The sequence below is a fragment of the Novosphingobium indicum genome (assembly GCF_014645195.1).
Taxonomy (GTDB): Bacteria; Pseudomonadota; Alphaproteobacteria; order Sphingomonadales; family Sphingomonadaceae; genus Novosphingobium; species Novosphingobium indicum.
Map to the genome: position 1 here is coordinate 278,060 of NZ_BMLK01000002.1, position 21,866 is coordinate 299,925.

The 21,866-nt window shown below is 63.0% G+C and carries 18 protein-coding genes; 11 read left to right on the forward strand and 7 right to left on the reverse strand.

Annotation, left to right across the window (positions count from 1 at the left end; all coding sequences use genetic code 11):
- Entirely contained in the window at nucleotides 1-1,290 is a 1,290-nt protein-coding gene (locus IEX64_RS03075; RefSeq protein ID WP_188818123.1) for a phospholipid carrier-dependent glycosyltransferase, read from the reverse strand.
- A gap of 95 nt (nucleotides 1,291-1,385) precedes the next feature.
- Here IEX64_RS03075 and IEX64_RS03080 point away from each other — a divergent pair, with 95 nt between their 5' ends.
- From IEX64_RS03080 to IEX64_RS03100, 5 genes are all read left to right on the forward strand, one after another.
- Nucleotides 1,386-2,594, forward strand: a complete 1,209-nt coding sequence (locus IEX64_RS03080) for a trans-sulfuration enzyme family protein (protein WP_188818125.1) — start codon at nucleotides 1,386-1,388, stop codon at nucleotides 2,592-2,594.
- A gap of 44 nt (nucleotides 2,595-2,638) precedes the next feature.
- Nucleotides 2,639-3,946 carry a PAS domain-containing HWE histidine kinase family protein gene (locus IEX64_RS03085; protein WP_188818246.1) on the forward strand — a complete coding sequence of 436 codons (1,308 nt, stop codon included), beginning with the start codon at nucleotides 2,639-2,641 and terminating at the stop codon, nucleotides 3,944-3,946.
- A gap of 90 nt (nucleotides 3,947-4,036) precedes the next feature.
- On the forward strand, nucleotides 4,037-4,435 hold the full coding sequence (gene apaG, locus IEX64_RS03090) for a Co2+/Mg2+ efflux facilitator ApaG/CorD (protein WP_188818127.1): 399 nt from the start codon (nucleotides 4,037-4,039) through the stop codon (nucleotides 4,433-4,435).
- 94 nt (nucleotides 4,436-4,529) lie between these two features.
- On the forward strand, nucleotides 4,530-5,342 hold the full coding sequence (locus IEX64_RS03095) for a LysR family transcriptional regulator (RefSeq protein ID WP_188818129.1): 813 nt from the start codon (nucleotides 4,530-4,532) through the stop codon (nucleotides 5,340-5,342).
- A 70-nt stretch (nucleotides 5,343-5,412) separates the two neighbouring features.
- Entirely contained in the window at nucleotides 5,413-6,690 is a 1,278-nt protein-coding gene (locus tag IEX64_RS03100; RefSeq protein ID WP_188818131.1) for a DUF1214 domain-containing protein, read from the forward strand.
- Between the two features lie 3 nt (nucleotides 6,691-6,693).
- Here IEX64_RS03100 and IEX64_RS03105 read toward each other — a convergent pair whose 3' ends face one another.
- From IEX64_RS03105 to htpX, 3 genes are all read right to left on the reverse strand, one after another.
- Nucleotides 6,694-8,451, reverse strand: coding sequence for an alpha/beta hydrolase family protein (locus IEX64_RS03105; RefSeq protein ID WP_188818133.1), 1,758 nt, complete (start codon nucleotides 8,449-8,451; stop codon nucleotides 6,694-6,696).
- A gap of 375 nt (nucleotides 8,452-8,826) precedes the next feature.
- Entirely contained in the window at nucleotides 8,827-10,266 is a 1,440-nt protein-coding gene (locus IEX64_RS03110) for an aromatic ring-hydroxylating oxygenase subunit alpha (RefSeq protein ID WP_188818135.1), read from the reverse strand.
- A 143-nt stretch (nucleotides 10,267-10,409) separates the two neighbouring features.
- Nucleotides 10,410-11,303: a zinc metalloprotease HtpX gene (gene htpX / locus IEX64_RS03115; RefSeq protein WP_188818137.1), complete on the reverse strand. Its 894-nt coding sequence runs from the start codon at nucleotides 11,301-11,303 to the stop codon at nucleotides 10,410-10,412.
- 155 nt (nucleotides 11,304-11,458) lie between these two features.
- Here htpX and IEX64_RS03120 point away from each other — a divergent pair, with 155 nt between their 5' ends.
- The gene (locus tag IEX64_RS03120; RefSeq protein WP_188818139.1) at nucleotides 11,459-12,121 is read left to right on the forward strand and encodes a TetR/AcrR family transcriptional regulator; all 663 of its coding nucleotides are present in this window, start codon (nucleotides 11,459-11,461) and stop codon (nucleotides 12,119-12,121) included.
- 42 nt (nucleotides 12,122-12,163) lie between these two features.
- Here the strand turns inward: IEX64_RS03120 and IEX64_RS03125 are convergent, their stop codons facing one another.
- Together IEX64_RS03125 and IEX64_RS03130 are read right to left on the reverse strand one after the other, a co-directional pair.
- On the reverse strand, nucleotides 12,164-12,913 hold the full coding sequence (locus tag IEX64_RS03125; protein WP_188818142.1) for a hypothetical protein: 750 nt from the start codon (nucleotides 12,911-12,913) through the stop codon (nucleotides 12,164-12,166).
- A 196-nt stretch (nucleotides 12,914-13,109) separates the two neighbouring features.
- Nucleotides 13,110-14,288, reverse strand: a complete 1,179-nt coding sequence (locus tag IEX64_RS03130; protein WP_188818144.1) for an amidohydrolase family protein — start codon at nucleotides 14,286-14,288, stop codon at nucleotides 13,110-13,112.
- 181 nt (nucleotides 14,289-14,469) lie between these two features.
- Between IEX64_RS03130 and IEX64_RS03135 the strand changes: the two genes are divergently transcribed.
- From IEX64_RS03135 to IEX64_RS03155, 5 genes are all read left to right on the forward strand, one after another.
- Nucleotides 14,470-15,573: an acyl-CoA dehydrogenase family protein gene (locus IEX64_RS03135; protein WP_229710047.1), complete on the forward strand. Its 1,104-nt coding sequence runs from the start codon at nucleotides 14,470-14,472 to the stop codon at nucleotides 15,571-15,573.
- On the forward strand, nucleotides 15,570-16,775 hold the full coding sequence (locus IEX64_RS03140; protein WP_188818148.1) for an acyl-CoA dehydrogenase family protein: 1,206 nt from the start codon (nucleotides 15,570-15,572) through the stop codon (nucleotides 16,773-16,775). Before IEX64_RS03135 ends, IEX64_RS03140 begins: the two co-directional genes overlap by 4 nt.
- Nucleotides 16,776-16,811: 36 nt before the next feature.
- Nucleotides 16,812-17,792 carry an NAD(P)H-dependent flavin oxidoreductase gene (locus tag IEX64_RS03145; protein WP_188818150.1) on the forward strand — a complete coding sequence of 327 codons (981 nt, stop codon included), beginning with the start codon at nucleotides 16,812-16,814 and terminating at the stop codon, nucleotides 17,790-17,792.
- A 112-nt stretch (nucleotides 17,793-17,904) separates the two neighbouring features.
- On the forward strand, nucleotides 17,905-18,687 hold the full coding sequence (locus IEX64_RS03150) for an enoyl-CoA hydratase-related protein (RefSeq protein WP_188818152.1): 783 nt from the start codon (nucleotides 17,905-17,907) through the stop codon (nucleotides 18,685-18,687).
- Nucleotides 18,688-18,891: 204 nt separating this feature from the next.
- A complete protein-coding gene (locus IEX64_RS03155) occupies nucleotides 18,892-20,385 on the forward strand; it encodes an alanine/glycine:cation symporter family protein (protein WP_188818248.1) in 1,494 nt (497 codons plus the stop codon).
- An 89-nt stretch (nucleotides 20,386-20,474) separates the two neighbouring features.
- On the opposite strand, the gene IEX64_RS03160 is transcribed toward IEX64_RS03155, so the two are convergent.
- A complete protein-coding gene (locus IEX64_RS03160; RefSeq protein WP_188818154.1) occupies nucleotides 20,475-21,716 on the reverse strand; it encodes a CaiB/BaiF CoA transferase family protein in 1,242 nt (413 codons plus the stop codon).
- Nucleotides 21,717-21,866: the final 150 nt, after the last annotated feature.

Consider the following 21,866-nt stretch of genomic DNA (forward strand, 5'->3'; position numbering starts at 1 on the left):
TCACCGCCAGCTCGGCAGCCACATCCAGAAGTTGTAGGCGTTCTTGAAGGGCAGGGGCAGCGCCGAGATGATCGGGTAGAACACCGCGAACATCGCCAGCGACAGCACGAGCGACACGGTGGCCACGGTGCGCCAGCGGTCGCGGTGCTGCCACAGGCTATCCATCCACATTCCCAGCAGGCCCATCAGGAATGCGCCCGGCAGCAGGTAATGGTAATAGAACTGCACGGGCTTGCCGTTGAGCGCCCACATGGCAAGGCATGCCGAGTAGAGCGCGATTAACGCCAGAGCGTCGAAGCGCCGCCGGAACACGCTGGCCCAAAGCCCCCAAAGCAGTGCGACAAGCCCTGCAAGCATGGAGAAGGGGTTGCCAATCATCACGATCCCGCGCTGCGATCCGTCGACCTTTGCGAACAGGAACCAGATGTCGCGCCAGTTCACGATCCACTGGTACCAGTAGCTTTGGTACGGATGCGGCTTCCTGACGCTGTCCTGCAGGCGGATCATGTATTCGTGCTGCTGGATGAAGCCGAACGGCGCGATGGGGTGGTCCCCGGGGGCGTAGAACATCGCAGGCAGGAAAGTCGCCCAGTAGACCGCAAGCGGAAACAGGCCGAGCCACAGTGTCGCTTCCAGCAGGGAGATACCCTTGATCGGACCGGCGCCCTTTCTCCCAACGATGAACAGCCCGTTCTCCCTTATTCGCAGAACAAGGAAAACGAGACCGGGCATCATCAGCGCCGGCGCGCTGCTCCATTTGGCGCCCAGCGAGAGGCCCAGGGCCATGCCCGACAGAATCAGGCGAAACCGGGCCCGTGCCGTCGTGCGGGCGTTGAGTGCGGCGGCGAATTGCCACAGACCCACCATGCAGAAGCCCGCTTCGATCATGTCGAGCATGGCGATGCGGCTCTGGACGAACCACATGCAGTTGGTCGCGAGCAGCGCGGTTGCGGCCAGCGTGGCGGGGCGGCGGCGTGAGAGGTGCCAGATCAGGCGGGAAAACGCGAAGAGGCCGAGCGTGCCGGAAAGCGCGGGGCCCATGCGCCAGCCCAGCGGCTTGTCCCCCAGGAAGTGAATGAAGGCGGCGATCACCTCCTTGCCGAACATCGGATGTTCGCGGTTTGCCGGGATCAGGTCCAGCAGCTTCAGCGCGGCGGGAACGTAGTGGATCTCGTCGAAATAGTAGCGGCCGGGGGTGCCGATACGCCAGAGCGTCAGCGCCAGAAACAGGATCGTGATGCCCAGGCACCAAACGAGCGGGTCTCGGGCATTTCTGGCTGCGTGGGGCATCGTCGAGCCGGATAGGTGGGAAACCCCGCTTCGGCAAGAGCACTTGGCGCTGCACCCGCTTGCGTTGGCCTCTGCGGCCTCTTAGAGGTTTGCCCATGAAACGTACGACCGGACAGGACCGCAGCCAGACCCTCAAATGGCGCCCCGCTACCCGCGCGATACGCGGAGGCACATGGCGTTCGGAGATGGGCGAGACCAGCGAGGCGCTCTTCCTCACCTCCGGGTACTGCTATGACGATGCCGCCACGGTTGCCGCGCGTTTCGCGGGCGAAGAGGAAGGCATGACCTATTCGCGCCTGCAGAACCCCACGGTGGCGATGCTTGAGGAACGCATTGCGCTGATGGAAGGCGCGGATGCCTGCCGCGTTCAGGCTTCTGGCATGGCGGCGATGACGGCGGCGTTGCTCTGCCAGCTTTCGGCAGGCGACCACATGGTTTCTGCGCGCGCGGCTTTCGGCTCATGCCGCTGGCTGGGCGACAACCTGCTGCCGCGCTTCGGCGTCGAGGTGACGGTGGTCGACGCAAGCGACACGGCTGCCTGGGAAGCGGCGATCCGGCCGAACACCAAGGTCTTCTTCTTCGAAACCCCTGCCAACCCGACGATGGACGTGGCCGACCTCGAAGCGATTGCCCGGATCGCCAAGGCGCATGGCATCACCACGGTTGTCGATAACGCCTTCTGTTCGCCGGTGCTGCAGCGCCCGCTCGAATTCGGCATCGACGTCGTGGCCTATTCGGCGACCAAGCTGATGGACGGGCAGGGCCGAGTGCTCGCCGGCGCCGTCTGCGGCAGCGAGGAGTTCATCAACGAGAAACTGCTGCCGTTCCAGCGCAACACCGGGCCGAACCTGTCTCCTTTCAATGCCTGGGTCGTGCTCAAAGGGCTGGAGACGCTGGACCTGCGCGCCCGGCGGCAGAGCGAGAACGCGCTCAAGCTGGGCCAGTTCGTGGAAGGGCGCGTGCCGAAGATCCTGCACCCCTGGCTCGACAGCCACCCGCAGCAGGCGCTCGCGCAGAAGCAGATGGACGCCTGCGGCCCCATCTTCAGCTTTGTGCTGGACGGCGGACGCGAGCAGGCGCACGCCGTGCTCGATGCTCTCCAGCTTATTGATATCTCCAACAACATCGGAGACTCGCGGTCGCTGATGTGTCATCCTGCTTCGACAACACACCACAACATGGGGCCGGAGGGGCGTGAGCTGATGGGAATTTCCGAAGGCATGCTGCGTATCAACGTCGGCCTGGAAGATGCGGACGACCTGATCGAGGATATGGATCAGGCGCTGACGAAGGCCGGCCTCTGAACACCGTCGATCTTGCAGCCAACCCGGGGGCTCTGCTGGCGGCAATCGTCGAATCGACGGATGACGCCATCGTCGGAAAGACACTCGATGGCCGTATCCTGACGTGGAACGCCGGCGCGGAACGTGTGTTCGGCTGGACGGCGGAAGAGATGGTCGGCCAGAACATCCGGGCGCTGATCCCCGATGACAGGCAGGGAGAGGAAGACGCGATCATCGCCAGCATCAGCTGCGGCGAGCGCGTGCCGACCTTCGAAACCATCCGCAAGCGCAAGGGGGGCGGCACGGTAGCCGTCGCCGTGACGGTCTCCCCCATTCTCGATCCTGATGGCCGCGTCATCGCTGCCAGCAAGATTGCCCGCGACATTTCGGACAGCGTCAATATTCGCAAGCAACTCGCCCTCAGCGAGCAGCGCTTCCGTCTTCTGGCCGACAACATGAGCCAGCTTGCCTGGATCGCGGACAGCGACGGATGGATATTCTGGTATAACAAGCGCTGGTTCGTTTACACCGGCACGACCCTCGACGACATGAAGGGATGGGGCTGGAAGGCCGTCCATCATCCCGATCACGTGGATGCTGTCGTCGAGAAAATCAGTGCATGCTTCGCTTCGGGCGCGGACTGGGAGGACACTTTCCCGCTGCGCAGCGCCGAAGGGGAATGGCGCTGGTTCCTCTCTCGCGCGAAGCCGATCCGCGATGAAGATGGCGCGATCATGTACTGGTTCGGCACCAATACCGATGTCACCGAAATGCGCGAGGCCGAGCAGCGCATCGAGCTGCTGCTTGAGGAAGTGAACCACCGCAGCAAGAACATGCTTGCCGTGGTGCAGTCGCTGGCGCGCCGCACCGATGTTGACCGGCCCGACTTTGTCGAACGTCTCGAACAGCGCATTCGCGGGCTGGCAGCCAATCAGGATGTGCTGGTGCGCCGGGCATGGTCGCGCATTCCGGTTTCGGAGATGATCGAGGCGCAGTTGCGCTCGCTGGGCGACTCGCGCGCGCAGATCACCTGCGAAGGGCCGCAGGTTCTGCTGTCACCCGGCGCTGCGGAGGCTCTGGCCATGGCCTTTCACGAGATGGGCACGAATGCCATCAAGTATGGCGCCTTGTCGGTCGCGGAGGGGCAGGTTCATGTTCGCTGGGCGATCGAGGGTGAGGAGCCGTCCGCGCAGTTCAGCATCGAGTGGGTGGAAACTCTCGGCCCGCCGGCCTGCGAGCCCACAAGGCAGGGTTTCGGCACCCGCATCATCGTCGATGTTCCGCGCGTGAAACTCGATGCGCAGATCACCACGGAGTACCGCATGGAAGGATTCCGCTGGTCTTTGACTTGCGCTGCATCCTCTATCGGCTGAGGTGCCGAAGCGGCGCTTCCTTTATGTTTCGGCCGGCTATCCGCAAAGCGGTTGTGGCCTCGCGGATTCGTCGTTAGGCTGGCTCCTGACATGAAAGAACTGTTTCAACATACTGCCTATACTGACGGTCTGACCGTGCGTGTCGCCGCCAATTTTCTGCCCGAGCAATCGCGTATCGAGGCGGGCAAGTGGTTTTGGGTCTACCATGTCCGTATCGAGAACGAGACGCCGCATACCCTGCAGTTGATGACGCGCCACTGGCGCATCACCGATGGCAATGGCGAAGTGAGCGTGGTCGAAGGAGAGGGCGTTGTCGGCGAACAGCCGGTGCTCGCGCCGGGCGCCAGCCACGACTATGTTTCCGGTTGTCCGCTCTCGACGCCGCAAGGCAGCATGGAAGGGCACTATACCTTCCGCCGCAGCAACGGGACGGAGTTCAAGGCCCTGATTCCGTTCTTCCCGCTGGCTGCACCTGCCACCGCAGGTTGACCGACGCCTTGCACGCCGATCCTTTCGGATTCGATTTACGGGCTGCAACAGGAACTTCATTGCCCCCGGTCGCGGCCGGGCATAGGGAAGCGCCATGAAGCGCACGCACTTGCCCCTCAACGCCTTGCGCGTCTTCGATGCCGCCGCACGCCACCTCTCGTTCACGCGGGCTGCGGATGAGTTGGCGGTTACACCGGCTGCGGTCGGGCAGCAGATCCGCGCGCTGGAGGATCTCCTCGGCGTCGTCCTGTTCCGCCGGACCAGCAAGGGCCTGGAACTGACCGAAGAGGCCAGCACGGGCCTGGGAGCGCTGCGCACGGGCTTTCTGCATTTCGAGGATGCCGTGCAGGCCATGCAGGCGGGGCAGTCCAGCCACGTCTATACGATTGCTGCCCCGCGCGAATTCTTTGCCGCCTGGTTGGCCCCGCGGCTTGCCGCTTTCCGGGCAGAAAATCCGCAAGTGCGCTTCGTGTTGGTGGATGGTGAGGAAACCGACTTCACCGAGGCCAATCTCGATCTTGCAGTGCGCTGGACCGATGGCCCCGGCAATCTTGAAGGCGTTCCGCTGGGCGGCCCGGAATGGGTTCTGGTAGGAGACGGTGACTGGATCGGCTGGCCGGGAGATCCGAAGCCCGGTTCGGATGAGCAGGATGCGGGCGAAGACAGCGAAGAAGGCAAGCCGCCGATATTCGTGACCGACGCTGGACAGGCGATCGCGGCTGCCATGGCCGGGATGGGGCGCGCCCGTGTGCCCGCGCTGCTTACGGCGGGCTTGCAGCAGCAGGACAGGGCCTTAGTAGCCACGCCTGCGCCGTGCCGCCGGGGATACTGGCTCGTCGCTCCGCTGCCGCAGTGGCGGCAGAAAAAGGTGAAGGCGTTGGTCGCGACCCTTACCGCCGAGGCGTAGCGCTTCCGGATTGACCATGTCCATGCATCGGCTCACCCTTCCCGCATAAGAACGGGAGAGGAGAGAGAACATGGCCAGTCGTCGTATCGGGGCACTGGGTGCCGCCATCACAGGACTTGCTGTTGCTGCGCTGGCGACGCTGCCCATGGCGGCGCGCGCGCAGGAGGCTGCGCCGGAAGGCGGTGAAGCTGCCCCGGTTGTCGGATGGGACGAGTTCGTCGACAGCCTGCGCGGATTGCCGGCAAGGATGCTGGCCAAGCTGCCGAAATCGATGCAGCAGGATCCGCAAATCCGCGCGGAGATCGGCCGTATCGCGCTTGAGGCGTTGGCCAGTTGCTCCATCGAAGTGCTCGGTGCCGATCCTCAGGCTCCCGTGTTTCTGCCGGCCATCGGGCAAGTGCTCAATGTCGGGCAGCCCAATGCCGATACCGTGTACAAGTCGACCTCCGTCGATCCCACGCAGGTCTATCGCATTGCCGGCAAGGCCGGCACGATACCCATAGCCGTGATCGCGCAGGTTCTGCCGGGCAGCAATTCGCGCCCGCATCTGGATCTTTCGGCGCTCCACACCGATGCCGACGGCCGATTTTCCGTCCTGGTGGGCGCTGAGCCTCCCGAGGGATACGACGGCGACTTCTGGAAGCTGGAGCCCGATACGCGCCGTCTGATGATGCGCTTCGTCAGCTCCGACTGGAGCGGCGAAGTACAGCCGGTCGTCACCATCGAGCGCGTCAGCGGCCCGATGGGACGCCCGCGGCCTTCGGCGGAAGAGCTGACCGCGCGATTGCGTTCATTGCCGCGTGCCGTCGGCTACATCGCGCCGATGTTCGTGGCCCGCGTGGAGGCGCTCGCCGAGGAAGGCTACGTGAACCGCTTCAAGGCCATGGTCCCGCCAGAAGGCGCGCTCGCCTCGCAGTTCTACTACGACGGCGTGTTCGACCTGAAGGATGACGAAGCGCTGATCATCGAAAGCGATGTGCCCGAGACCTGCGAGTACCGCTCGCTGATCCTCACCAACGGGCTCTACGAAACGATCGACTGGACCAACAATCACTCCAGCCTAAACGGCGCGCAGGCCGATCCCGATTCCGACGGGAAGCTGCGCATCGTTGTCTCGGAAGAAGACCCGGGCGTGCGCAACTGGCTCGATACGGCCGGCTATTCGCGCGGCATCATTCAGGGGCGCTGGACCGGATGCAGCAGCCAGCCGATCCCGAGCGTTACCAAGGTCAAGCTCGCTGATGTGCGCAAGCACCTGCCGGCAGATGTCGCCACGGTATCGCCCGAAGAACGCGACGCTCTGATCCGCGAGCGTAACCGGGCCTATCAGGAACGCGCGCTCTGGTAGGTGTCATTGCGGGTCGGGGGGATTGTGCTTCCTGAGGAACTTTTCGAGCTTCTCGTACCAGCGCTGTTCGTCCTTCGCTTCGGCAAAGCCGTGGCCGGCTTCCTCGAAGATCATGAGTTCCAGGGGAATGCCGGCTGCCTCGGCCGCTTCGCGCATAACCCTGAACTGGGAGAAGGGGACGTTGCTGTCTTCCTTGCCATGCGCAAGCAGGACAGGGCGGGTCAGGTGTGACACCTGTTTGGCCGGGGAGACAGAGTCGAAATCGAAATCCTTGTCCTTGTCCTCCCACCAGTCGCGGAATGCCCGCCGGTCCTTTCTGTCGAGAAATCGCCGGTCGTAGCGGAGCTGACGATCCCAGTCGGTGACACCCGCAAAGCTCGCTGCGCAGCGATAGCGTTCGGGATTGCGGATGGCTGCCCACAGCGCGGCGTATCCGCCATAGCTGGCGCCTACAACACAGACACGCGCCGGATCGGCGATGCCCTGTTTGACCAGCCAGTCCATGCCGTCGTCGAGATCGTCCTGCATGGCGCGGCCGATCTGGCCTTGTCCGAGATCTTCAAAGGCTTCGCCATAGCCGCCCGATCCACGATAGTTAGGCTGTAGGACCGCATATCCGCGGTTGGCGAGGAACTGGGTTTCATCGTTGTAACTCAGTGTATCGCGGATGCCATATGGTCCGCCGTGCGGCAGGATGATCAGCGGCAGTGCTTTCGCCGGACGATTGACCGGCAGCGTCAGATACCCGTGAATTTCAGTCCCGTCGCGCGCAGTATACGCAACAGCCTTGGTCTGTGCGAGCTTCTGCTGGACCAGTTCGGGGCGATAGTTGGCGAAGAACGCCAGCGTGCGATCTGCTTTTGTGTAAACGTACAAGGCTCCGGGATCGTCTTCGTGACCGACCCAGACGAGCATGCGCGTTTCGTTGTCCGCTCTCGAGGAAATCCATACGTCCTTGCCGGGCATGGCCTTTTCCAGCTTTTCCTGGATGGCTCTCAGTTCCGGATCGAGCCAGACGATCTGGCGCTTGTCGTCGGTATAGAAGGCAGCAATCGGCGTGCCGTCGTCGGCAATGAGCGCGCGGGTTACATCCCAGTCGGGGTTGGCATAGATGATCTCACCGGGTGTGTGCGTGGCGTAGTTGACCCGCCGAAGCACCAGATGACCGTCAACCTCGTCGAATATGAAGCCTTCGTCGGAACCGGAAACTATCTTGGCAACGTCCCAGTACTTTTCCTCTTCGTCCTCATCGGTGAGCTTGGCCACCCTGCGCAGCTTGTCATCGGGACCGCTACGGTACCAGACGAAGACGCGGTGACCGCTTCTGGGCTCCAGACCCATGCGAACAGTCCCCACGTCATCGGTAAACCAGGCCCATACGCCGGCCTTTTGTGATTGCACTTTTTCGCCCTTGTCGGGCTCCGGAGTGGCCTCGAGGCTGAAGCGCCAGACAGTCGGCCATTCATAAACCGTCTTCTGCATGGATAGCAGAACGTATTGTCCCTTCGGATCGGTATAGATGACGTTGTCCCCGTCGGGAACTTTCATGCGCCAGCCGACCTTGGTCAGCGACTTGTCCCGGATGTCGTAGGACAACAGCCGCGTGACGCGCTGTTCAACACCGAAGACATCGGCCAATTGTCCGGCCGAAAACAGGATACGGTTGCCGCCCGCCCACGAGAACCAGACCAGTTGCTGCTCCTTGCCGAGCCGGACATTGTCCACGGCTTTGAGCGTGCCGGCATCCACGATCACGATCATTGGCGCTTCATTGTGCATGGTGCGCAGAGCGATCCATTTCCCGTCGGGTGATATCGTTGCGGACTGGAACGCCGTGAGGGAGGCAAATGCCGACGCCGGGATCAATGGCGTCTTTTTCGGTGATGCGGCTGCCGCTTTGGTGCTTTCGACCGCCTGCGCCTTGGCTGGCTTTTGCGCCTGTTCTGCACTGGCAGACGTGGCGAAGAGAAACGCCGCTACGAGTAACCCCAAACGCGCAGTATTCCACATTACGAAAAAGCCCCCTTTCCTTCGCTATGCCAAGCGCTTGGCATGCAGGAAAGAGGGCTCTTACCGGTTCGCCGCAGCTACGCGGTTACAATGTTTTCATCGCTCTGTGGCGGTGACGCAGCAGAGCTAGAATTCCAGGTCTTCGATCCTGCCGTCAAAGTTGCCGCCGAGCTTGTTCGTTGCCTTGGCCAGCTTTTCGTTGGGCACGCCGGCAAGGTAGCCGTCGAGGATTCGCTGATAGTTGCTGATCAGGCCTTCGACCCGGTTTGACAGACGCATGTATTCGAAACCAGTCGCGTGCAGGCCCTTCTGCTGGATCGGAATGTTCGAGTAGTCCTGCCGAGGGATCGGCGGGAACTCCGCGCTGTCGTAAGGCAGCACGATCGGTTCCATGACCGGCTCGGGCTCCTCGCCTTCGGGGAAGAAGGTCAGCGACCAGATTTCGAAGAAGCAGCTTTCCGGACCCGTCGGACGGATGCGATAGGCCGACATCGAGCTGAAGTAGGGCAGCAGGAAGTAGTGCGGCATGAGGAATTCGACCGCATTGATCGGATCCGACTGCGCCACCGAAATCAGGTCGGGAATCGGCTCGCCCCTTTCCTTCAGCTGCGCGCTGACCTGATGCATGACCATGCCCAGCCAGGTCATAATGGCTGCGCCCTTGTCCTCGGGCAGGTTGTCCGTGGCGTGCTGCAAGGTGCGGGCGATTTCCACTTCCTTCTCGTGGATCATGCCCGACATGCCTTCGCTGAGCAGTTCCATGTTGCGGATCTGCGCGGCGATGTTCTCTTCGATGGTCTTGTCAGGATCGGCCAGCATCGGCGTACGTTCGGTATTCTCCGCTACCGCGTACATGCTGTCGTACATGGTCGGCACCGCATGCTGCAGCTGCGGGTGCGTCTGCATCACGTGGTAGCCTTCCATGAAGGCTTCCATTGCGATCTTCCAGTTGGCCGGGATCTCGGTACCATAGCACCATTCGGCGCGCAGGCCCTGGACGTTGTGGGCTTCCAGACGGTCGGCCACCGGGCCGAAGGTTTCCTTTACGGAAGCCGCATCGTCGTCATGGTTGATCCACACGCAGCCGCCCCAGACTTCGGCGCGGCAGGGTACGAGGTTGATGTCCTCGTCGTTGAGCTGCCGGTCGCTGAACAGGTGCTTGCCGTAAACCAGCGTGCTTTCGCCATCCATGTTCCAGCGCCAGCCGTGGAACGGGCAGACGAACCCGGTCTTGGCGCAGTTGCCGTGCGCCTTGGAATGCGATGCTCCCACGGTGGTGCCGCCGGCGATCGGCACGCCGCGGTGGCGGCAGGCATTATGGAAGGCCTTCACGCCGTTTGCCGTGCGCACGACGATGACCGACTTGCCGACGTTGGTATATTCGATCCAGTCGCCGACTTCGGGGATCTGTTCCTCGCGGCAGGCCATCTGCCAGACGTGGGGCCAGAAGTGCTCGACTTCGGCCTGGTAGAATTCCTCGTCGTAATAGCGCTTGGCCGGGATCCGTTCGGGATCGTCGATCGGAAATGGGACGGGCCTCAGGCCTCCGTCAGCAGATTTAAGCACTCCCGCACCTCTTTTGATTGTGAGTCTTGTGTTGACGCGCGAGTGTACCTTCCGGGCCCGGCGAGGCAATGCCGCAGCGCCGGGAGATCATCGCGGGCACGCTAAATGGCTCGTGAGATCAAGTCTCCTGCCGGAAGCGGTCTCTAGCGCAAGCGGTTGGGATCGAGAGCGGAACGCGCCCGAGGTGCCGGGGATTGTGGGGGCGGTGCTATCGAGTCTCCTTCCATCGCCATCAGCGCGGTAATGCGCTTTTCCGTGGCGGGATGGGTCGAGAACAGGTCGGATACGCTCGAAGGGACGATGTAGAGCTGCGCGGTCGCCGGGTTGCGCTCGACCGCAGGATTGCGGAGCCGTGCTGCCGGACCTGCGATCTTGCCGAGGGCGGAGGCGAGGGCGCGCGGGTTGCCGCTGATCTCGGCGCCGGCCTTGTCCGCGCCGAATTCACGGGTGCGACTGATCGCCATCTGCACGATCATGGCTGCGAATGGCGCCATGAAAACCGCAGCGATCGCCACGATCGGGTTGGGCCGGTTTTCGCCGTGCCCGCCGAAGAACAGACCGAAGTTGGCGATCATGGAAATGGCACCGGCGATTGTCGCGACCATGGTCATGATCAGCGTATCGCGGTTGCGTATATGGCCGAGTTCATGGGCCATGACGCCGGCCACTTCTTCGCGGCTGAGCATCGCGAGCAGGCCGGTGGTCGCGGCCACGGCGGCGTTCTGCGGATTGCGGCCGGTGGCGAAGGCGTTGGGAGCGTCCGTATCGATCAGGTAGACGCGCGGCATCGGCAGGCCGGCGCGCTGTGCAAGCTGGGCGATGAGGCCATAGAACTCCGGCGCGCTGCGTTCATCAACTTCACGCGCATTGTGCATCCGCAGGACGATACTGTCGGCATTCCAGTACGTGAACAGGTTCATGCCTGCCGCCACAAGAAGTGCAATGATCGCACCGCCCTTGCCGCCAAACATGAAGCCGAGTGCCATGAACAGCGCCGTCAGTGCCGCCAGCAGCATGGCCGTCTTGATACCGTCCACTTTTACGCAATCTCCTCTGCAAGACCTTGCTACAAATTTAGGGTGAGGCACCTCCGTTTCAACGGCGGGGCAGGCTCCTCGCGCGCTGCCCTTGGCAGCATCGGGCGCAGCCGATAGACGCGGATGACACATTGCAGACACGAGGGATCAGAAACTTGGCGAAGCAGGAATCGGACGCAAAGACGCCCCGCCGGCGGCGGCGTTCGTCCGAGGAAGTGGCGGACCGTATCCTTGAGGCTGCGGCCGAGGAATTCGAGCAGTCGGGCTATTCGGGCGCGACGACGGCCGCCATCGCCCGCCGCGCCGATGTGACCGAGGCGCAGATATTCCGCTTCCATGCCTCCAAGCAGGACCTGTTCCGTGCGGCGATCTTCACACCGCTCAACCGTCACTTCGCCGATTTTCAGGCGCGCAGCGTTGCCGATCTGGAATCGGGCAAGGCCGGCAAGGACTTGGCACGCGCCTATATCGGCGAACTGCAGGACTTCATGGCAAGCCATTCGCGCATGTTCATGTCGCTGATCGTCGCCAACACCTATTCGCCCGAAGCGGCGGACGCGATTACCGACCTCGACGGGCTGCAGGCCTATTTCGAGAAGGGCAAGGCGATGATGAGTGCGCGTATCGAAGGCGATGCGCCGGTGTCCTCCGAACTCATGGTTCGTGTGTCCTTTGCCGCCGTGCTGGCCAACCTGATGTTCCGCGACTGGCTGTTCCCGCCTGGTCTCGCCAGCGACAAGGATATTCGCGAGGCCATCGCGACGTTCGTGATCGAGGGTATCGAGGCGAACGGCCCTGTGGGCGAGGGGCGCGGGTAAGTGCTTTCCCACTAGACGGGCCGCTCCCGCCGGATGGCCGTTCTACTCCGCAACGACCTCAATTGCTCGGATGCCGCTGTTCCCTGTGCGTGTGTTGCGAGCAAAGACCATCAGTTCGTAGCGGCCCTCGGTCGGCAATTGGACATAACCCGAAAAGACACCGGGCGAAGTGTCGAAGGCAAGTTTGTTTCTGGCGAGCGGCGAGCCATCCATCCATGCCGAAACATTCACTTCATACTCGTCGGCAGGCCACAGTCCGTCAGGCGCGATCGGGCAGCCGCACATCGGCATCACCTTGGCCGAAATTCTCACCGAGAGGCCAGCAACGCTTGTTCTCGGATCGATGACAAGGCCGGGAAGCTCGACAGTCCAACCGTCGCCAATGGTGACACTCTCTCCGGGCATGACCCAGCGCTGCTGGCTGACGTGAACGGCGGATTCCGGATAGTCGACAGGGCCATAGGCATCGAGTTCGACAAGGGTTGGCTTGGTGATGCCCAGCGTGGCCGAAAATGCCGCCTCGGATCCATCCGCACGGAGCGGACTGCGGCCATCGGATTTCATGATCCGGTCCGTGTGGCCCGTTCCCCCCTCGGTAAGTCCCTCGGCAAGGACAGTGCCGCTTTTGGGATCGCGCAGAACAATGCGCACTCCGCCCATCGAGGAGCCGACAAATTTTGCGTCTTGTGCGATGACCCGCACAACGACGTCTGTCGGTTCAGCCAGAGCCGGTGCAGCTCCCAGAGCCAATACAGCCGCTACCATAACGCGATACATCCGAGCCTCCTTCATGGACCGCATATCGCCTTAGGTCAGGCGGAAGCCTGTCTCAAACGACTTTCAGCAATGATATGGGAGGCGTCGGCAATCGCGTCGTTTTCGACCAATGTGGAAAGGCCGGGGTTCGGGGCCTCCCGCAAGCGGACGGGGCAGAATGCAGCGTCACGGTTGCACACCTGTCCTGTCTGCGAGGGGAGGTCTTCAAACGCTACGAAATGTCGAACCCGAACACGCGCGCTGCATTCTCGCTGAGCGCCTTGCGAGTATCGGTTTCCTTCAACCCGTCGGTCATTTTCAGGGCCACGTCGCGCGAGTTCGGCCAGATCGTTGCCGAGTGCGGATAGTCGGACGAGAACATCGTCATGCTCGACATCCACGGCCACAGGCCGGTGGCGATCATCTGGTAGCCGGCATAGTCGTCGACATTGGTGGTGAAAACGTTCCTGCCGATGAACTCGGTCGGGCTGTGCTTCAGCTTTACCGGGAACCAGCTCTTCTGGATGTCCCAGTGGTGCTCCATGGTCTGCACCCAGAACGGGGCCCAGCCGCAGTCGACTTCGGCGCCGACCATCTTGAGATTGGGATACTGGTCGAAGATCCCGGCGAAGATCAGGTACGAGAAGGGCTTCAGGCACGAGAAGTAGCGGGTGACGATGCCGCCGATCGAGACCTTGTCTTCCTGCAGCCGGTCCCAGTCGGTGGCATCGGGCGGGCCGCCGTGGTTGCGGTGCATGCACAGCGTCAGGCCGAGATCGTCCGCCGTCTGCCAGATCGGGTGGTAGTGCGTGGGATGGTTATACGGGATCGTAGGATTGCCCGGTATATACATGGCCCGGCAGCCTTTTTTTGCGACGCGCTTCATCTCCGCAACGGCGTGCTCGATGCCGAGTTCCGAGGGGCAGATCGCCAGGCCGCACAGGCGGGAAGGATCGGCGGCCTGGAAGTCATCAAGGATCCAGTCGTTGTAGGCGACGAACCCGGCGGCGGCGACTTCCTTGTCCGGGTGGGTGTAGAACGAGGGCGAGAAGCCAGGGTAGGTCACCGAGGCCCAGGTGCCGTCGATGTCCATGTCCTTCAGGTGTTCTTCGCCGATGTAGTTGCCGGGGCGTAGCTGGTCGAAGCGCAGGCCGCTCATCCGGTATTCTGACTTGTCGAACCCGGCCATGGCCTCCAGCCCGTAGGTGCGCTTGGGCGGGGTGCCGTCGATCGACCAGCCTTCACCCCCGTCCTTGCCCTCGATCACACGCGGCGCCTTGTCCTTCAGGTGCTCGGGAAAGCGGTCGATAAACAGGTTGCGCGGTTCGTTGATGTGATTGTCGGCGCTGATGAGCTTGATGCCCATCTCGTCGAACCGGTCTCTCGGTGCATCGATTGCGGCAGTGGCCATGGCGATTCTCCCTTGTTTCGTTGCCGGCATGATAGCTTGCTTGAAAAATGTAGCAAGCGCTTGGTTTTTGCATTGGCGCTGCCGTGAAAGTCTATCCTTGTGGCGCCTTGGACAGGTTGAAGGCGGCGCTGCTTGTGACATAACGCTGCAAACGAGAGCGTAGCGGGGGAGACAGGTGTCCATGCTCTATGACGAGGGGCAGCATGCCATGGCGGAGGAAACCCGCCGCGTACTGGCGGCGCGGACCGACCGCACGCGCCTGCTCGAACTGCTCGATCGCACGGGCGCATGGGACGAGGCTTTCTGGGCGACGGCCGTGGAGCAAGGCTGGACGGCGCTTGCCGTGCCGGAAGAGTTCGGGGGCCTCGGACTGGGCCTGATCGAACTGGGGCTGGTCGCTCAGGAAGCGGGCCGTGTCGTATCAGGGGCGCCTTTCCTGACGTATGGCCATGGCGCCGTCTGTGCGCTGCTGGCCAGCGATGACGAAGACCTGCTGGCCACGTGGCTGCCCCGTCTGGCGAAAGGCGAGGTCAAGGCTGCTGTCGCGTTCGCCGAGGACGATGGCGCGATGCCGGCAGCCCCATCGGTCGAATACCGCGATGGCCGCCTCCATGGTACCAAGGGTGGCGTTGCTTGCGGGTTGGCAGCGGACATAGCCATCGTTTCAGCGTCCTCCCCGGACGGTATGGTGCTGGCACTTGTGGACCTCGGGCAGGCAAGCGGCGACGAACTGCAGCGCAGGGCCATCGGCAGCTTCGACAACGGCCGGCTTTTTGCTGACATGACTTTCAGCGGAGCCCCGGCAACCGTGCTGGAGGCAGGCGATGCGGCGGAGGAGGCCGCGCTCGACCTTCAGGCGCAGATGGCCGTGCTTACCGCCCATGAGCAGACCGGTGGCGCCGAGGCGATGATGCTGGCCGCGCGCGACTATGCGCTGGAGCGCAAGGCATTCGGCCAGCCGATCGGCGCGTTTCAGTCGGTGAAGCACCGGCTCGCCGAGATGTATGGCCTCGTCGAGATCGCGCGGGCCAACTGCATTCACGCGGCGGCGCGGCAGGGGGAGGGCGACTTTCTCGAGGCCGCTGCCTGCGCACGGCTGAGTGCCATAGAGGCCTATGACACCGCGACCCGCGATGCGGTGCAGATCCACGGCGGCTCGGGCGTGACATGGGATGGTGGCTTGCATCTGCACATGCGCCGGGCCCGCAGCCTCGCTATCGAGCTAGGCAACGCCCTGTTCTGGGAAGACCTGCTCGCTACCGAACTGACGGGAGAACCGGCATGACCGATCTCGATGCATGGCAGGAACGCAGTCGGGCATGGCTGGCCTCGGTCGCTCCGGAATTCGGGCGCGAAGCCCGCGCCGGTCTGTCGCAGGACGAGGATCTTGCGGTGGGTCGCCGGTACATGGCCGCCAAGTACGACGCTGGTTTCTCGGGTATCACCATCCCGGTCGAGTTCGGTGGGCAGGGGCTCTCACCACTGCACAAGGTTCTGTTCGAAACGCTGGAAGCGCAGGCGGCCATGCCGATCGGCTACTTCGGGGTTTCCACTGCGATGCCGCTGCCGATCCTCATCCGCTATTGCGACGACAAGGACTGGGTGCGCGAACGCATTGTCGCAGCGCTCAAGGGCGAGGAAATCTGGTGCCAGCTTTTTTCCGAGCCCGCAGCCGGGTCGGACCTGGCCGGCCTGCGCACCAAGGCCGAGCAAGGCGGAGAGGGCTGGACGATCAACGGCCAGAAGCTCTGGACGACTTTCGCGCAGTATTCGGACTACGGCATCCTCATTGCCCGGTCCGATCCCGCTTTGCCCAAGCACAAGGGGCTCACGTTCTTCTGGATCGACATGAAGGCACCGGGTGTCACGGTACGCCCGTTCCGGCTCGCGAACGGCGATATCCAGTGCAACGAGGTGTTCTTCGACGACGTGGCCGTGGCCGACAGCCAGCGGCTCGGGCCGGTTGGTGGCGGGTTCTCGGTGGCGATGGCGACACTGATGATTGAGCGTTATGCGGCCTCCGATGCCGATGGCTTCGGGCCGCCCATCGGCGCGTTCGTCGAGCTGCTCCGTTCGCACACGATCAACGGCAGGCCGGCCTTGCGGGACGGACGCGTGCGTTCGGTGATCGCGCGCAATCACGCCCTGCGGCAGGGCCTCGATTCCATCCGTCGCCGTGCGATGCTGATCATGGAGGCAGGGCAGGAGCCGGGGCCGGAAGGCGCGCTCAACAAGCTGTTCTCGGTGCGCAGCCGGCAGAAGCTGTCGGAGCTGGCGCTCGATCTGCAGGGAAGCGCAGGGCTGGCTTATACTGAGGGCGCCTATACCAAGGCGGACTGGGCTGCGAGCTGGATCGGCGCGCCGACCATGCGTCAGGCCGGGGGAGCGGACGAAATGCTGCTTAATACCATCGCCGAGAAGATATTGGGCCTGCCGCAGGACCATCGCCCGGACAAAGGTGTCCCATTCAATCAGATTCCGGCCTAGGGCCTCCATTACGCGAATTCAGGGGAGTACACAGGAATGGCATTCAAGACCCGCGTTACCGAGATGCTCGGCATAGAACACCCGATCGTTCAGGGTGGCATGCAGGGCGTGGGCCTTGCGGAACTGGCCAGCGCGGTTTCGAATGCGGGCGGCCTCGGCACGCTGACGGCGCTGACCCAGCCCAGCCCGGAAGCGCTGCGCGAAGAGATCGAGCGCTGCCGTTCGATGACGGACAAGCCGTTTGCCGTGAACATCACCGTGCTGCCGACGATCCTGCCGCCCGACTATGCCGGCTATGCCAAGGCCGCGATCGAGGGCGGTGTGAAGATCATCGAGACGGCCGGCACCCAGCAGGTGCGCGAGATCTGGGAGATGGCAAAGCCGCATGGCATCACAATCCTCCACAAGTGCACCGCCGTCCGCCACGCGCTCTCGGCCGAGCGCCATGGCTGCGACATGATCTCGATCGACGGCTTCGAATGCGCGGGTCACCCCGGTGAGGACGACATTCCCGGCCTGATCCTGATCCCTTCGGCCGCGGATAAGGTGAAGATCCCGATGCTCGCTTCGGGCGGGATCGGTGACGGACGCGGTCTGGTTGCGGCACTGGCGCTGGGCGCGGAAGGTATCAACATGGGCACGCGCTTCTGCGCTACCAAGGAAGCGCCGATCCACGACAATATCAAGCAGCTCTACGTCGATAACGACGAGCGCGGCACCAACCTCATTTTCCGCAAGTTCAAGAACACCGCACGCGTTGGCAAGAACTCCGTATCGGACAAGGTGGTCGAGATATCGGCCCAGCCTGACGCGACATTCGAGGATATCAAGCCCTATGTCGCCGGCGCGGTCGGTCGCGAGATGCTCAAGTCCGGCGATGTCGATCAGGGCATCTTCTGGGCCGGCATGGTCCAGGGCCTCATTCACGACATCCCGAGTTGCAAGGACCTGATCGAAAAGATCGTTGGCGATGCCGAGGAAATCGTGAAGGGCCGTTTCGGCGCGATGCTGGGCTGATAGCGTCTGCGTGACCTTTGCCGTTGCCAAGCCACGCTTCCTGCGGCGGCTCGCAACGGCGGTGAACGAAAAGGCTGCTTTGCCGAAGGGCAGTCTGAACGGAGAGAATTGAATGGCTTACGAGCATATCCTCTACAGCGTCGAGGACGGCGTCGCCCGCATTTCGCTGAACGATCCCAAGACCATGAATGGCGTTACGGAAGCCATGGGCCACGAAATGGTCGCTGCTTTCGATCGCGCGGCGAAAGAAGCGCGCGCCGTCCTGGTGACGGGTGAGGGCAAGGGGTTCTGCTCTGGCGCCAATCTCGCGGCGGCGAAGGACATGCTCGACGATCCGATGCGCGATGTCGGCGGTCAGCTCGATCGTGCGTTCAATCCGGTGATCATGGCGATCAAGCGGATGGAGCAGCCGGTCATCACCGCGATCCGCGGCCCGGCTGCGGGCTTCGGTGCCGGTCTGGCGGCAGCGGGCGATATCGTGCTCATGGCCGACGATGCCTTCTTCTTCTGTGCTTTCTGCCATGTCGGCCTCGTCCCCGATGGTGGCGCGACATATCTGCTGGCGCAGGCGGTTGGCCGCGTGCGCGCCATGCGGATGATGCTGCTGGGCGAAAAGATCGACGCCCAAACTGCGTTAGACTGGGGCCTTGCCACCAAGGTCGTGCCTGAAGCCGATCTCGATGCCGAAGCGATGAAGATCGCCAAGTCGCTGGCCTCCGGGCCGCGTTCGCTGGGCATGATCAAGCGGATGGCGTGGGATGCGCTCGATTCCAGCCTTGAAACCGCGCTTCAGGCGGAGCGTCGCGGGCAGCGCGATGCCGGCCGTACCGAGGACTTCCTCGAAGGCGTTTCCGCATTCGTCGAGAAGCGCAAGCCGGTATTCAAGGGTCGCTGATCGCGGCGCCCTGCGCTTCTTGCAGCACGTTGAAAGAAAAGAACCTCTGCTTCTACAAAAATTGCAGAATCCCGCATCTGCAGCCTTGCACGTCGCGGACTGCGTCTGCACAGTCCCTTCATTCGGCCAGAGCATGTGCGATACATCGCGCTGGCTCCTGCATGGGTTACGCACAGGGGATATCTGCGGATGAATGATCTCAACATGGCGGCGGCTGTCGCCGGCCAGATTGAAGCCGGGCCGAGTCTGATAGACCGGATTACCAACATTTCCGACTTCATCTGGGGTGGTACCTGGGATGGCGCGGAAGTGCTGCCGTTTCCTCCCATGGTGATCATTCTGCTCGGTGTCGGTCTCTACATGATGATCGGCCTGAGGTTCTATCCGCTACGCCAGCTCGGCAGCGCTTTCGCCGGCCTGTTTACGGGGCGCAAGGGTAGCGGCTCGGGTGAAATCAGCCCGTTCGCCGCCTTGTCGACGGCTCTTTCAGGGCAGGTCGGCACCGGCAACATGGCGGGTGTGGCAACGGCGCTGGCTCTGGGCGGACCGGGCGCGATCTTCTGGATGTGGGTGACGGCGCTGATCGGAATGGCGCTGGCCTTCGCGGAAGGCTCGCTGGCAATCCGCTTCCGTGAGAAGGGCCCCGAAGGCCACTGGCGCGGCGGCCCGATGACTTACATCGTCAAGGGGCTGGGGCCGAAGTGGACGTGGCTCGCGATCCTCTTCTGCATCGGCACGCTCTGTTCGACGATCATCACCGGCAACGTGATTCAGGCGAACGCCGTGGCCGATTCCATGAACGAGCTGTTCGGCATCCAGGAATGGCTGGGCGGGGTGATCGCGGCGGTCGCGGTGTTCATCGTCATCATCGGTGGCATCAAGTCCATCGGTGCCGTGGCCGAGAAGGTCGTGCCGCTCATGGCCGCCGCCTATATCGCCATGGCTTTGCTCGCGATCCTGCTCGACATTCGCGACATACCTGAGACGTTCGGCCGCATCTTTGGCGGTGCATTTTCAGCGCAGTCGGCAGCAGGCGGTTTCGTAGGCGCCGGGATCATGCTGGCGCTGCGGGCCGGTGTCGCGCGCGGCCTGTTTTCCAATGAGGCAGGGCAGGGCACGACGCCGATGGCCCACGCGGTCGCGCAGACCGACGATCCGCGTGTGCAGGGCCGAATGGCGATGCTCGGCACCTTCATCGACACGGTCGTGATCTGCACCATGACTGCGCTGGTCATCCTGACAGTCGAAGGTGATTTCGTCGGCAATGGTCAGGCCGTCAAGCACGCCTGGCAGTCCGACCTCACCGGCTTCGCGATGACCTCGGGCGCATTTGCCGCGGCATTCCCGACGCAGATCGGCGGCGTCGCCATCGGTTCGGTGGTCGCCTCGATCGCGCTGATCCTCTTCGTTTTTTCGACGCTTCTCACGTTCAGCTATTACGGCGAGCGTGCGATCACCTTCCTCTACGACCGCGTTCCCGGTGCCAATGCCCGGGGCGAGAAGATCCTGCACATGGCTTGGCGCGTGATCTGGTGTTTCGGCGTGGTCATCGGCGCGAGCCAGCCGCTGCAACTCGTCTGGCGTCTCGGCGACATCTCCAACGCCTTCATGGCGCTGCCCAACCTGCTGGCGCTGGCGCTGCTCTCTGGGGTGGTCTTCAAGATCGCCAGAGGCGAGAAGCCGGCCGCCTTGGTTTGACCGGTCACAGGAACTGAAAACCAAAACGCCGGGCGGCTACCGGCTTCTGGTCCGTAGCGCCCGGCGTTTCTGTTTGCGCTTGTCGCAGATCAGATGATCTTCATCTCTTTCAGCTCGGCAATGCGCTCGGCGCTGTAGCCGAGCTCGCCCAGCACTTCGTCGTTGTGTTCGCCCAGCATTGGCGGCGCCATGCGGATGGTTGCCGGGCTGGCGGACATCTTGGCCAGCGGGCTCTCGATAAGGTCGACATAACCCGCGGCAGCATGGGCGTGCGGGGTGCGGGCGCGCAATTCGCGGTGCTTGACCTGCACGTCCTCCCAGACGTCGGACAATTCGTTGTACTTGGCCGCTGGAATGCCGACGCCGTCGAGCATTTCCTGAACCTTTGCCGTGGTGAACTGGCCGCTCCAGGCGTTGATGATGTCCATCAGCTCGGCGCGGTTGGTCTTGCCGCGCTTGAAGTTGCTGTCGAAGCGTTCGTCGGTGAACAGCTCGGGCTGTTCCATCAGTACCGTCAGGCGGCGGTAGTGTTCGTCGGTGCCGGCGGTCAGGTAGATGATGCCGTCCGAGCAGTAGATCAGGTCGGCCGGTCCGCCGCCGTTGCCGCCGTTGCCGAGGCGCGGCGGGGCGTTTCCGCTGATCAGGTAGTCCTGCATGATGTGGCTGACCATCGCGACCGAGCTGTCGAGCAGGGCGATGTCGATGTACTGCCCTTCGCCGCTCTGGTTGCGGTACATGAGCGCGCCCATGATCGCGAGCGCGGTGTTGTGGCCGGTGACGAAGTCGACAAGGCTGGGGCCGGTCTTGAGCGGGCCGGCGCCGGGCTGGCCGTCAGGGATGCCGGTCACGGCCATCATGCCGCCGGTCGCCTGGAAGAGCCCATCGTAACCGGGCCGCGCGGCCATCGGGCCGTCCTGTCCAAAGCCGGTGACCGAGCAGTAGATGAGGCGAGGGTTGATCGCCTTCAGGCTCTCGTAGTCGAGGCCGAAGCGCTTGAGATCGCCGACCTTGTAGTTTTCGATCAGGACGTCGGCGGTTTCGACCAGTTTCCTGATCACTTCCTGCCCTTCCGGCTTTGAGTGATTGAGCGTGATCGATCGCTTGTTGCGGTTGGAAACGGTGAAGAAGCTGGAATGGCGCGTTTCGATGCCGTCCTTGCCCTCAACCCACGAGAAACCGTACCCGCGCCCGTCGTCGCCCACGCCGGGGCGCTCGATCTTGATGACGTCGGCGCCGAGGTCGCCGAGGATCTGGGCACCGACGGGCGCCGCGAAGACGCGGCTCATGTCGATGACACGGATGCCCTCAAGGGCGCTCTTCTTGGTGCTCATGGTATCCTCGCCGAATGATTGTGATCGGGGCTGTTCTCAGAATCGAATTGCCCTTGTCCCTAAACGCCCCTTCCGCCGGGGTGAAGAGGGTAGCTGCCCAACGGTGTTGTTGATTATACGCTGGAACGTCGGAATTCGCCGGGGCGGCTC